This window comes from Pseudarthrobacter sp. NIBRBAC000502772 (assembly GCF_006517235.1).
In the GTDB taxonomy this organism is placed as follows: domain Bacteria; phylum Actinomycetota; class Actinomycetes; order Actinomycetales; family Micrococcaceae; genus Arthrobacter.
On record NZ_CP041188.1, the window covers coordinates 1,586,034 to 1,598,576 of the forward strand.

Sequence of the window (12,543 nt, forward strand, 5' to 3'; positions counted from 1 at the left end):
CGACGCACACCAGAAGGCGTTGTTCAGCCCTCAAGCAACGGACATGGCGCCAGAGAGTCCATCGTCATCATCATCATCGACCCTGCCAGATCTCGATTCGCCAGCGTCAAGTACCGCCTCGAGGGTTGGAACCCTAGGTGTGATTACTCCGCCTCCGCTGAGGTACTCTGCACCCCTCAACAGCGACTGAATGTTGTCGCGAAAGAGCCCAAGGCCGCGATTGCAGTCGGGGCAAAGGAGTCCTCGAATACATTTCCCGCACGAAAGGGTTCCCGGGCAACAAGCGTGGTCATGGTCTATGGACAAGCGAAGACCGTCAGCCCTTGCAGTTGCTGGGCAAATGGCACATTGCCCTCCCTGGGCTTGCAACAGCGCTTCGAACTCGCCTAGATCAATGCCGTACTTCGCCTTCTTTTGAGCCGATGCATGACAACGCCTGCACCGACCGTTCAGCCCGTCGCTGGACCTGGAGTTCTTGGAGAAGTCATGCTCAGGCTTCCACTCGCCGCAGGGCGGACACAGCTTGTTTCCATACATGTCACGGACGAGCACTAGGCGACCGCGGTTCGGAGTTCCCTTAAGGGGGACAAGCTCATGGCCCAGGAACTGCTGGCGCCAATGGTGGCGACAGTAACCATTGCCGTCCGGAGCATCAAGGTACCTGCAACCAGGAAAATTGCAGGGAGTAGATAGTCCCCGCTTCCTGCTTTTCTTGAGCGGCGTCAGGACGTCCCCACGATGCTGTTGGGCATAATGGCCGCCACAGAGCTTCAGGGACTTGTTTTTCATCGGCCGCCCGCATGAGGTCGCTCCGTCACCTGGACCTCCGCAAGGGCCGTCTGGAGTGTTGGTACGGCGTATCGGCTTAAGATTCCCGGTTTTGCGGAACTGCCGGTCGTGCGGGGCGCAGTATCCGGAGCCGTATTCGGCCTTCCGGCCACAAGTCGGGGATCCGTCTTGCCCAGGTCCCTGACAATCGGAATCAGCAACTGGGGCGGGCTTCGGTGCTATGGTCCCCAACCAACCCCGGCGCTTCAATTGGTCGTAATGTGATTTGCAGACCCCATCATCCTGTCCTGGATCCCGGAAATAGACCCGACGGCCACAGGCCTCGCCATCGGGGCCGGGACCCACGCAAGGAGCCTTGCTTTTCCGCGTTCGCAGGGGTTTTAGCTCGCCCCTCAGGCGTAGTTGACGGTCGTGGGAGGCACACAGCTTGGCAGCCTGCCTCACTGCGGGGTTACCGCACTTCACCTCGCCATTTCGACCAGGTCCAGCGCAGGTCGGCCACGGCGTCCGGGGGTTCGTGCCGTCCCCGCGGGAGTCAGGCATGACTGACGGTGGGGGGCCTGGCACATCCGATGGGGAGAAACTTTGCGCATGCGCGTCACCTTTCAGCGCATGCTCACCTTTTTCCACATTATCTGATCCAGAAATCATGAGGGAATCTGTCCTTCGCATTGAGTCAAAAAATAACCACTGATATTTGATGACCATCAACGTAGCAGCATTTTTTGAGAATGAAAACCCAACCTTTCTTATGACCGCCGACGCAAAAGTGGCCTCAATGTACAGGGTTATGGCATAAGTACCAACCATCCTTTGAGGCTGACACAAGGTTGTGTTTATATACGTAACTCAATCTTTGTTCGGAGGTGTCGGTGTGTTGTGTTTATATACGTAACTCAATCTTTGTTCGGAGTGTCGGGGGGGTGTGTTTATATACGTAACTCAATCTTTGTTCGGAGTGTCGGGGGGGTGTGTGTATGTGTGTAACTCAATCGTTGTTCAGAGGTGTCCGTAGGTTATGTGTAGATATGAAGTTCAGCTTTTCTGGTCTATGCATGACTGTGAAGTGTGCATAGCGCTGTGTCAGTCGTTCACGGGTTGCGTTCGTGGGCATCATCGATTGCCACACTGCTGAACATCCTGAGCGTCAAGGTGGCGGACTTGGCCAACTACGTGCTGATGGCGTTCCAGCTGCTAGTCCTCGTGTTCTTTGTGGCGCTGGGCATCGGCAGCGTGGTGTCCGCCAACGGCGCCGGGGAATCGGCCAGCGTGTGTTCGAGGACTCGGCCTCCCCTGCCAGCTCAATCGCCCTGCAGATCGGCGGGCAGCTGTTTGGCGACGCATTCCTGGCTGTTCTGGTGGTGGCGCAATCCGCCTACGGCTTTGCCGGACAGGCCAGCGCGTCCCGCCTGCTGTACGCGATGGGCCGCGACCTCGTCCTGCTCAAGGCCGTCTTCGGCAAGCTCAGCGAGAAATTCCACACTCCGGTGGCGAACCTGGTGGTCACCGGCATCGTGGGCCTGATCGCCATGTTCCTGGACGTGGCCACGTCGACGTCGTTCATCAACTTTGGTGCTTTCACCGCCTTCACGCTGGTGAACGCCTCGGTGGTGTTCCACTATGTGCGCCAGCGCCGGGCCTGGCACCAGCTGAGCCCGGTGTCCTACGTGGTGGTCCCGATGATCGGTGCCATCATCTGCACCTACCTGCTCTCCCAGCTGGACAGCAACGCATTACGCTGGGAGTCTCCTGGCTGGCGCTGTGCGTGGTGGTCCTGGCCCTGATCACCCGCGGCTTCAAGGCCTCGCCGCCGGAGATGACGGCCACGGAGAAGGCGACGGTTGAGGCGGCCGCCTGAGCCTGGGCTCTGCTGTATTCGGGCTGGTGACCTGCTACGACCTGCGGTTCCCGGAACTGGCCAGGTCGCTGGCCGACGCCGGCGCGTAGGTCCTGCTGGTCTGCTCGTCCTGGGTGCCGGGCGAGCACCAGACGGAGCAGTGGCTGGGGCTGAACGCTGCACGGGCGATCGAGAACAGCGTGTACGTGGCGGGGTGTGCCAGGCGCCGCCGGTGTCGGTGGGGCGGAGCGTGCTGGTGGACCCGATGGGGGTTGTGGAAGCGGACCTTGGGCTGGAGCCGGGGGTGCGGTCGGTGGAGGTTTCCCTGGAGACGGTGGAGCGGGTGCGGGAGTCGTTCCCGATGTTCCGGCAAAGAAGGTTGCAGGACTAATTGCTGGCCGTCAAAGCCGCAGGGCATAAGGCGGCAGCCATCTTGACCTGCGCGTCCATGGTCTCGGGCCAGTCAGCGGTGATGCCGGGCCCATTCGCCGGCCGCCTTCGTCGGCGCCGCTGCCGGTGATCTCCATCCGGTAGACCACCTTGATCCGGTCCTGGTCGTTCTGCTCGATGCGGTGCATGGTTCGAAGCAGCAGGTCGCCGAACCGGGCCTCATCAACGAAGCGTTCGTTTTTGACTGCCTCGGCGATGATAAGGGGATCGGATCGTCGCCAGGAGGGGTCATCAGGATCTGCGTTCCGGTGGCGAACAGGCCGTAATTTCGATCCTGTTGATCACCGCGTCCAGATTGCCTCCCGAGCCGAAGTGGTCTCGATGCTGTTCTCGTACTGCGGCAGAGCTTCAACGCAGCGAAGGCTCCGTCCTTTTAGACGGAGCCTTCGTCAATCAGCTGGAACCACGACTCATGGGTTTCCTCGTTAGGAAGCGGGCTCGATTAGACGCTTCTTGAACTGAATAACCTGGTTATCGACGTAAGTCTGACCTGTAGGCGTCAGTCCGCCGCCCGGGGGTAGTGTTATATCGAAGCCATTCCTAAAACTAAGCACCGCGCTTGTAGCAACGTCGTCGGCCCAGTCGCTCGTCAACCGTTTAGCGGTCAGAACTTCTAGTCCCTCGAAGTGACTTTTCGGTATGACTTTGAAACTCATGGTCTCCATCGCACCCTCGCCGTAGACCAGGTAGTTTTCAGCGATAACGACAATCTTTCCTGTCCCGTGCCCGTCGCCTTCCTCATAGGATGCAAAAACGGCGCCTGGTTCATCGGCACCGAGGATAAACAGGATCTTGTTGAGAATGGTCCATTTGGAGCCATATCCATTGTTCTTGTAGGTTCGCCACCCGGTCGAGACCTCTTTAAAGGCCTCATCTAGGTTTCTCGCTTTTTGGTCTTGCTCTTCAGCGGTGAGCATTTATCCCCCCATTTTTGGATTGTTGGCAAAATCCGATCCTAGCTTATGACGGGGGTTCACTCCCCGTCTGTTGCCCTCAGAGCAGCCCGCTTTTCCTCAATGAACTTGAGCCTTGCCAGGTGCTCATCCGGGGTGCCGATCATCATCTTTCCGATAGCGGCCACGTCTTCCTCGGTGAAGCTCACTTCTAGCCCGTCGCGCTGGTGCGGCCAGGACTGTAGTTCGCGGAATGCGTCACTGGGGCTGATGCCTAGGCGTGCCGCTCCGTCAGACAGCCTGAAGGTCTTGCTCATTCTGTCCCCCGGGCATTGTGTTGGTGCAACAGGTAGAGACCAATTGCATCCCGTCGCTTGGATCATGGCAGCGGCGTTAGTTGATTACGCGCAGACCCTTCCGGGGTAACTGCTGACGGCAACCGCCCTCGGGCGTGACCCGCACTCCGAACTGGGATACCTGCCACACCTTCTTCCAAGGCAGGATAGTCCGTGCGTGTCATACACCCCATTCCTCGGGCATCTGGGCGGGCACCAGAGGCACCGGGCGGTAGCGGTGCAAGTGCGCCCTTGGCGGGTTTCTGCGGCGACGTTGACACGACATCAAATGCAGCTGATCAAGGACTGCTGTGCCCGCTACGATCCGCGGCTGGCGAACTTGATCGGGTCGGTGCGGGACCGGTTGTTCTTGCACTACTTGAGGAGACGGGCCTTCGACTCGGCGAGGCGCTGTGCCTGCAGCACTTCGACTGGCACAGCGGACAGGGCGAGTACCCCTTCATCGAAGTCGCGCCACGGGCTCATCCGCACGGGGCGCGGGTGACTGGTGGGATCTACCGAAAAATCTACATCTTAGGTGAACTTTATCGTTCGTCCCGCCAGCGCTCGTACTCTTTAGCAGCTTCCGGCTGGCCCTGTCGATGGTGAACCGCAGCCATATTGTGAAACACTTGGCGTTGACCAGCGACGTGGCCAACTTTTTCGAACAGCGCTAAAGCTTTTTCGTAGAAATCCAATGCTTTACCGGAGTCACCTAACAATGCGTGTAGGTTGCCGAAATTCATCTGCGTCATGGCCAGGCCCACAAGATCCTGCACATCTTTGTAAGCCTCAATTGCTTCTTGAAAAAGGGATATGGCTTCTTTTGTATTGCCAACCTGATTCAAGGCTGTAGCGAGCTGCGCGAGCGTTGACGCTTCCGCTCTCTTGGACCTGCTCGCGCGGTGAACCTCAAGTGCCGACCTCAAAGTATGAATAGCTTCTCCGTAGCGACCACATTCTCGAAGGGTTATACCGATGTTGGTAAGCACGTAACCCATGCCCGTGAGGTCGCCGGCTTCTTGACGAAGCTTTGCTGCGCGTTCCAGGGCATGCAGCGCAGCCCCTGTCCCGAATGTCTGTCGATAGACCGCAGACAGCCCAATCCATGCGGCCGCCTGATCTTCGAGGGAACCGCCCGAAGACGCTGCCCGGATGGCTCTTTGGAAAGTTCTTGTCGCCTCATCTAGCCGATCCAGAGAAGTCAGGGTGAGGCCAGTATTGTTCAAAGCCTTCGACAACCTGATTTGGTCATCTTCTTGTTCCGCCGCGTTCGTAGCGACCGCCAAGACCCTTAACGCTACCGCGAGGCTGCGCTGTACATCGAGGATTGGTACCAGGCTCATCCCCAGACGCCAGGCGGCGTCAGTGTGCCCCAGTGATTTCGCCAGGAATGCGCTTCCCACTAGGTTTGGGAGTTCTCGGTGCATCCAAGCTAAAGCGCTCGATCGACTCTCGGCCTGCTTGTACTGAGATTGAACAATTCCGTCTATCCATCCGGCGGCGTCGACTACTATGTCGGCGTAGAACTCCAGGAGCCGCCCTTGGGCCTCTTGGCGCGCTTCGGGCGCTTCCTGCGCTTCGGAAAGTTCTCGACTGTAGAGCCGGACTAAGTCATGCATGCGCCAGCGGTTGGTGTCGGCCGCATCCTCCAAAAGATGTCGATCACGCAGACGGCGCAGAGCCCTGGCTGTAGCAACGTGCTTGTCAGCCATCATATGCGTGACGGCTTCGGTGGAAAACTCGGCAGAAGGGTGCGCAGAGGCGTACTTGAAGTGCAGTAACTCAGAACTCGACAGGCGATCCACTGACATTTTTATGCTTGCACGGACGGCGAGATTTCCGTATTCCAGTCCTTCTAGGCGGTCACTCTCTTCTTTGAGCTCTTCGATCAGGTCGCGTACATTTAATCTTGCGTCTGATCTCAAGATAGCCGCACATATGCGAAGCGCCAAAGGCAGATCTCCGCAGACCGCAGCTAGCTCGGCAAATTCAGACGGCACGGCGCCCTGGTTGCTGGCCGTTCCCGAGTCTCGGAGCAATAGGTCCGCGGCGTCAGGATTCGCCAGAGGGCCAATACGCATGGACGTTGCATTCTGCAATTCGGCGGCAAGTGATTCACGGGAGGTGATTACCACTCGATGAAAAGGTGATCGCGGGAGAAGCGGACGCACCTGTTCTACAGCGAATACATTGTCTAAGAGTAGAAGCAGCCGCTCTTCTCTTTCTGCCGCCCAGTCTAGTGCCTGATGGTACTGGGTCCCTTGCTGACCGAGATCCGCTGAAATGTCGGTTACACCCAGCGCACGAAGTGCGCTTGCGAATACTTGATTGGCAGTTACCGGCGACTCATCAATATCGTAGCCGCGCATGTCGACGATCAACGATCGATAAACCCGGTTCTTGCTGCTCGCTGATCGGCAAGCCCAATCAGCCAGGGTGGACTTTCCTGAGCCAGGAAGTCCTGTCAAAACGAGAATTTTGCCGTCGGTAGCCGTCTCCCCGCTGGCATTCCAAAGTTTCTCGAAGAGGGCTTTCTCATCAGTCCGAGCCACGATCTCCGGCACCCCGGCGGTAGCACGGGATAGTGCTGTGACGATAACGGGAGAACGAGGATCCGTTGGATCTATCTGTAAAAATTGCGTCCTGACGCTTGCCATCATGGGCATGTCTAGGATTGAAACAACTCTCTCAAGGTGGTACAAGTCAAGGGCGCCAGACACTGTTTCGCTGAGAATGCGCCGCTCTCCAATAGAGATTTCTTGGTTTGTTATAAAAGCTAGCCCGTGCGCTTTATGTTTGCCAACCCCCAGGTAGTCGCCCTCCAACTTCGCCTTGACGGCACTGAATGCTTGCTGACCTCGAGGGAAGTATGCGGCCATGATCCACTTTTCGCCGTCCCGCTGCATGACAGCATCTTTGGCCCCATCGGGACCACCGAGTGGATGGCTTGGGTCGATAGCTTCGTAACCGGACTGATGAAGCACTTGAACGGCAAGGCGTTCTGAGGGGGCTTGACCGTTCGTCCAGTTGCTCAGTCTGTGCCACGTCTCGTCCCAGCGGGTCAACATGACTAGAGTCTGCCCTAAAACGCCTACCGAGGGTATAAAGGCTCACGGAGAAAGTAGGTTCACGCAAGGACACGCGGTACGACACTGGTCCTTGATAGCCCAGCGACTAGGATTTCAGCTAGATGACTGCTGTCGGGCCCTCAAGGCGCTCTTACAACTGAATGAAAACGGAATCGCGCGATGACAAATGACATTAAGCTAGAATTTGAACCACGTACTATTGAGCATTTGGGACTACAAATGTATTCGCATTTGCCGAATGCTATTGCCGAGCTAGTGGCCAATTCGTACGATGCCGATGCGACAGAAGTGACAGTGCAAATACACAACGTTGGCGGAAAAGAAGAAGTTCTGGTCATCGATAATGGCCACGGCATGTCCGAGGGCGACCTGGCCACTAAATACCTTCGAATTGGGAGGAATCGCAGGATCGATCCTGATGGTGGTAAGTCTGAAAGTGGACGCAGGCTGGTCTCCGGCAAAAAAGGGATAGGTAAACTGGCTCTATTTGGAATTGGGACAACGATTCGTCTTGAGACCAAGAGGAGTAAAGGCCTGTCTTCTATGGTCTTGAAGCTGGATTGGGATGAGATGCTCGAATCCTCGGGTTACTACTATCCAAAGGTAAGCAAGAGCGATAAGCCCGCTAGTTGGAGTGGAACAATAATTTCACTAGGTGGACTACGTCGTGCAAGCAAGGTAGATGCAGAGGCGCTGGCGAGGGGGCTGTCCAGACTTTTCAACTATGGCGATTCCGAGTTCAAAATCACGGTGATATCCGCTTCCGGGCAACAGTACCAAGTAACACGTGACCTCCGGATAAATGCTGATAACGTTGATTTTTCTTGGACAATTCCTGGTTCGTTTGGATCTGCAGTAGATGCTTACGTGGCCGAGAAAAAAATTACCGGATTGGTAGTTGCTTCAAAGAAGCCGCTCCGCCAAGCAATGCGCGGAGTAACATTGTACGCAAATGGTCGACTTATCAATGAGCCTGAGTTCTTTGGGTCTGCAGAGTCGAGCTTTGCCTTCTCGTATTTAACAGGCTACATAGATGTTGACTTCCTCGATGAACTTGTGCCGGATGTCATAGCCTCGGACCGCCGTGCTATCAATTGGGAGTTAGAAAGTACGAACGAGCTGCGGCTCCGACTTGTGGACCTCTTGACGGTTGTCGCCAGCGAGTGGCGAACCGAACGCACCAAGAGGAAGCGGGCGAGAGCGGAAGGTAGACAGGACAAAAGCTTTGAATCCTGGACGTCAAGCGTCAAAGGTCCGGAGCGGCAACCCCTTGAACGTATGCTGTCGACTATCGTTTCTCCTGATGTTGACATCCCCGAGAATCTCCAGGACGAACTGGTCGAAGACCTCGAAAGAATAGCTCCTCCATTCGCCGATCTGCTTTGGCGGCACTTACACCCTGATGTGCAGGGACCTGCCCAGGCGGACTATGAATTGGGACGATACTTTCACGCTATAGATGAGGCAATAAAAAGATATGTCACGGATGTGGAGATCAAGTCTCAAATTAGTGATCAGTCGGCTTACTCGTTGATGATGAGCGCATTCGGCCACGCAAAATCAAAGCTCCATGTCTTCCATAAATATTTTGCAATTTCAGAAAATCATATTTCTCCAAGTACGGCAGAAAACGTTGAAGAGGGTCATAAATTTCTTTCGGCTGGACTGATCCGTGCAGTACGCAACCCTCTCGCTCATCAAGAGAAGGAAAAGTTGCTTTCTTGCGGTGCTTTCACCCATGAAGACTGCCTGGATGCGCTCAGCCTGCTATCGCATCTTCGACGGAGGCTCGACGACTCGGTAGTGGTATAAGGCGTAAGGATTTTGACAGACAACCGCATCCTGCAATTAAGCTGAAGATTTTCGAAGCTTCCTAGTTTGCTATGTTGTATGCGCACCTAAACGCGTATGCTGACCTACTTTGGGGTATTGTTAGGCTGGTGACTGCAGGGTCTGGGTTTCTGAAGGCAGAAATGCGATCAGGGTTTTGGTCATTTGTACGCCCATCAGGAAGCATGCCTTCGGGTCACGTCACCGGACTTCCAGTGACATCACTCGGACCTTGTCCTCTAGCACTATTGGCTGATCAACGCTTCTCAGGATGGCGTTTTTTTCTTCCTAGAACGGGCAGCACTGGTGCCATGGTGACCGGATCACCTGGGACGGCAAGACGCCACCTACCACCGTCGATCTCCGCGCCGATTCCGACTTCCCCGGCTTCCATGGGGGCCAAACGGTGACTCACGAAGGTTCCCGCTCGTGGGGACGGCAGCCCGAGTGCGGCCGCGATTTCGGGTTGAGGATGATAGTGCCCCAGAATGACGATCCCCTCGTTCCTCAGCTGTTCGCGAGCCTCACGGACCCGCTTCGAGGAGTCGATCTGCTGGGCGACCGTCTCCACGGCGGAATGTTGAACCAGCTCACCTTGTAAATGACGGAACAACATGTTGACGGCTTTCTGGCCCGAGGATTGACTTACGGCCGCCATGGCCGTTTCGGGATGCTTAACAAGTACGTTGGCCGGTAGGGAACAACCGTCGAAGACCCATAGAACCTGGTCGATCCCGACCTGGGACAAGCGGGGGCGTCCCCGGTCCATCGATGCCACTCCTCGCGAGTCAATGCCGGGGCGAAGGATCCCCAGGCTGAATCGTGAGGTCTCCTCGTTGGCCCATATCACCAAGTATGGCAATTCACGTTGTTCGGGGACGGGGCGGTCGAGTGTCCAGCCGTCGATCCGCTCACTCCATGTACAGGCGACGTCGTACCCGGCGATCTGGAGCGAGGTAGTGATGCCGTCTTCGAGATCGAGTACCCGTTGCAGCCAGACTTCGATGAGTGGTCCGATATGAGCTGTTTCTGCTTTCGTCAGCTGGGTTAGGTCCCACCGCCCTGTCCGTCGACCGTCGTAGGCTTGGTCGAGAGCGTTTCGGATAGCACGGCCGCACCGAGTGCCCTCGGGGTCGACTGCTTGAATCGAGCCCTTCATGTGGTGGATTTCCGGGTCCTGGGCGGGAGCAGGTGGAACAGCTGTCGTCCTGCGGGGACGCGACTTCAGAGCCGGATCGGGTCGTTTGTCCGGGTCAGGGGAAGTGGGACGGGCCCGTCGTGTCCTCCGGGATCTAACAGTGTCTTCCGCATTCCCTTGTTCTTCTGCTGCCCATTGCGGGTCGTCGTCGAAGAGAGTGAACGGGTCATTGGAGGCGTTAGCAGTCATCGTCCATCACCTTACATGCACAGGGAAATGCTCATCCTCCAAACGGGGGGGATGACGTCCAGGTGTTTGGGGACCGATGTCGGTAGCCCTTCCCTGGCCCCTTAATCCGCGGCGTTGGGGATACTCGCATCGAATGCGAAACCCTCAGTGGAGCCAATCCTCCACCAGTGACACGTAGGTCGTGCCAGCTCCGTCCGATCGTGGGACGCTACGACCGCCGTCTTAGACTCGACCGCGCGCCCACCTTGAACCTCTTACTGGCCTGGTGGAAACCCAACCTAAGTCCTCCGGCTTTCACGAAAAGGGTCTGACAGTAATGATGGAATTGGCTTGTGCCGCGGTGTGGCTCTGGGTCCGACTGACGCCCTGCGAAGGGTTTGTCTTGAAAATGATCTGTCCGCCGCCGGCACAGGCTGCAGTAAACGCGGCGGCCGGGTGGACATGACCTTATAGGAGCCTGCTCGAAGAATCCCATTACTGTCTTGTCTGCCCACCCGGCCGGCGTGCCCCTTGGTGTCCCACCGCACGCAACGGATCGCAGGGCCAGTTTCATCATGACAAACCAGCATCTGAAAGTCATCGCCGGGATCGATACTCACTCCGACACCCACCACGTCGCAATCATCGACGAGACCGGCAGACACATCACGGACAAAGAGTTTCTCGCTGTGGGTTCTGGCTACCGGAGCATCGCGGCCTTCGTGACGGGGTTCGGCCCAGTCCTTGCCGTCGGAGTGGAGGGCACCGGCAGCTACGGTGCCGAACTCGCCCGCGTCCTGACCGCGGAAGGTATCCGGGTCCTGGAGGTCATGCGCCCGAACCGGCAGGGGCGCCGGCTCAGGGGCAAATCGGACCCTCTGGACGCTTACTAGGCGGCGGAAGCAGCCCTGGCCGGTCGGAACGTCGCAACACCAAAATCCCGGGACGGCGCGGTGGAATCCCTGCGGGTCCTGCGCGCGGAGCGGGCCACGGCGATGCGCGCTCGGGTAGCGGTCATGACCCAGATCAAAAGCATCCTCACCGCAGCACCCGAGGCGCTCCGGGCCAAATACCGGCGACTGACCCGCGCCGCGATGATGGCCGCGCTGGAGAAAACCCGCCCCACAGGGCACATGACCGAACCCCCTGAACGCCACCGCGGCCGTGCTCAAACGCCTCGCCATCCGCTACCGCATCTTGCACCAGGAACTGGCCGTCATCGACGCCGATCTCGACGCCGTCATCACCGTCCACGCCCCGATGCTCCGCGACCTCAAAGGCGTGGGAACGGACGTCGCCAGCCAGCTCCTGGTCACCGTGGGCGACAACGCCGAACGGGTCACCACGGAAGCCAAATTCGCCGCCCTCGTGGGCGTCGCACCGATCCCCGCGTCCTCCGGAAAAACCATGCGGCACCGGCTTAGCCGCGGCGGCGACAGGCAGGCCAACAAAGCCATCCATCACGTCGCCCTGGTCCGGATGAGGACCGACGCCCGCACCAGGAACTATGTCGACAGACGCCGGTCCGAGGGCAAAAGCACCACCGAAATCATCCGCTGCCTCAAACGCTACATTGCCCGGGAAATCTACGATCAGCTCATCCATCCACAACCGGCACCGGACGCCGGGGCCCTCCGGGCACTGCGCAAGACCAAGAACATCACCCTCCAGGCCGCAGCGGACATCCTGCACGTCTGGCCCACAGCGTTGTCCCGCCTCGAACGCGGGATTACCCGCAACGACGACTTCTACCAACGCTACGAAGACTGGCTCAACTCACCATCGGCAGAGGCCGCAAAGACACCTTCAGTGCTGCGCAACTGATCGCCCAGAGGTCCCGGCGCCCCCGCGATCCCTGCTCTCAAGACCGGGGCAGCTCGGGGGGTCAAGGGCGGCCGCAGGCCGTCGCGCAGCGATCGACAGACCCTTGACGCCGGAGCTGCCAGCTCCC

The 12,543-nt window shown here is 57.8% G+C and carries 11 protein-coding genes; 5 read left to right on the forward strand and 6 right to left on the reverse strand.

The annotated features are described in order from the left end of the window. Window positions 1-30: 30 nt before the first annotated feature. Window positions 31-1,599: an endonuclease domain-containing protein gene (locus NIBR502772_RS23040; RefSeq protein WP_371706785.1), complete on the reverse strand. Its 1,569-nt coding sequence runs from the start codon at window positions 1,597-1,599 to the stop codon at window positions 31-33. A gap of 461 nt (window positions 1,600-2,060) precedes the next feature. On the opposite strand from NIBR502772_RS23040, the gene NIBR502772_RS07535 reads away from it, so the two are divergent. Beyond that, window positions 2,061-2,573 carry an amino acid permease gene (locus tag NIBR502772_RS07535; protein WP_246848725.1) on the forward strand — a complete coding sequence of 171 codons (513 nt, stop codon included), beginning with the start codon at window positions 2,061-2,063 and terminating at the stop codon, window positions 2,571-2,573. A 285-nt stretch (window positions 2,574-2,858) separates the two neighbouring features. Continuing rightward, window positions 2,859-3,017, forward strand: a complete 159-nt coding sequence (locus tag NIBR502772_RS22710; protein ID WP_305775672.1) for a hypothetical protein — start codon at window positions 2,859-2,861, stop codon at window positions 3,015-3,017. 10 nt (window positions 3,018-3,027) lie between these two features. Here NIBR502772_RS22710 and NIBR502772_RS22715 read toward each other — a convergent pair whose 3' ends face one another. From NIBR502772_RS22715 to NIBR502772_RS07560, 4 genes are all read right to left on the reverse strand, one after another. Then, window positions 3,028-3,204, reverse strand: coding sequence for a hypothetical protein (locus NIBR502772_RS22715; RefSeq protein ID WP_246848843.1), 177 nt, complete (start codon window positions 3,202-3,204; stop codon window positions 3,028-3,030). Window positions 3,205-3,501: 297 nt separating this feature from the next. Beyond that, a complete protein-coding gene (locus NIBR502772_RS07550; RefSeq protein ID WP_141139713.1) occupies window positions 3,502-3,993 on the reverse strand; it encodes a hypothetical protein in 492 nt (163 codons plus the stop codon). Between the two features lie 56 nt (window positions 3,994-4,049). Then, window positions 4,050-4,286 carry a hypothetical protein gene (locus NIBR502772_RS07555; RefSeq protein WP_141139714.1) on the reverse strand — a complete coding sequence of 79 codons (237 nt, stop codon included), beginning with the start codon at window positions 4,284-4,286 and terminating at the stop codon, window positions 4,050-4,052. Window positions 4,287-4,849: 563 nt separating this feature from the next. After that, window positions 4,850-7,213 carry a tetratricopeptide repeat protein gene (locus tag NIBR502772_RS07560; protein ID WP_168223502.1) on the reverse strand — a complete coding sequence of 788 codons (2,364 nt, stop codon included), beginning with the start codon at window positions 7,211-7,213 and terminating at the stop codon, window positions 4,850-4,852. Between the two features lie 342 nt (window positions 7,214-7,555). Between NIBR502772_RS07560 and NIBR502772_RS07565 the strand changes: the two genes are divergently transcribed. Next, window positions 7,556-9,208, forward strand: a complete 1,653-nt coding sequence (locus tag NIBR502772_RS07565) for a TIGR02391 family protein (RefSeq protein WP_141139716.1) — start codon at window positions 7,556-7,558, stop codon at window positions 9,206-9,208. 274 nt (window positions 9,209-9,482) lie between these two features. Here the strand turns inward: NIBR502772_RS07565 and NIBR502772_RS07570 are convergent, their stop codons facing one another. Beyond that, window positions 9,483-10,613, reverse strand: a complete 1,131-nt coding sequence (locus tag NIBR502772_RS07570; protein ID WP_141139717.1) for a NaeI family type II restriction endonuclease — start codon at window positions 10,611-10,613, stop codon at window positions 9,483-9,485. 554 nt (window positions 10,614-11,167) lie between these two features. Here NIBR502772_RS07570 and NIBR502772_RS22720 point away from each other — a divergent pair. Next, the gene (locus tag NIBR502772_RS22720) at window positions 11,168-11,485 is read left to right on the forward strand and encodes a transposase (protein WP_246848726.1); all 318 of its coding nucleotides are present in this window, start codon (window positions 11,168-11,170) and stop codon (window positions 11,483-11,485) included. 271 nt (window positions 11,486-11,756) lie between these two features. After that, the gene (locus NIBR502772_RS22725; protein WP_246848727.1) at window positions 11,757-12,416 is read left to right on the forward strand and encodes a transposase; all 660 of its coding nucleotides are present in this window, start codon (window positions 11,757-11,759) and stop codon (window positions 12,414-12,416) included. The last annotated feature ends 127 nt before the right edge of the window (window positions 12,417-12,543 follow it).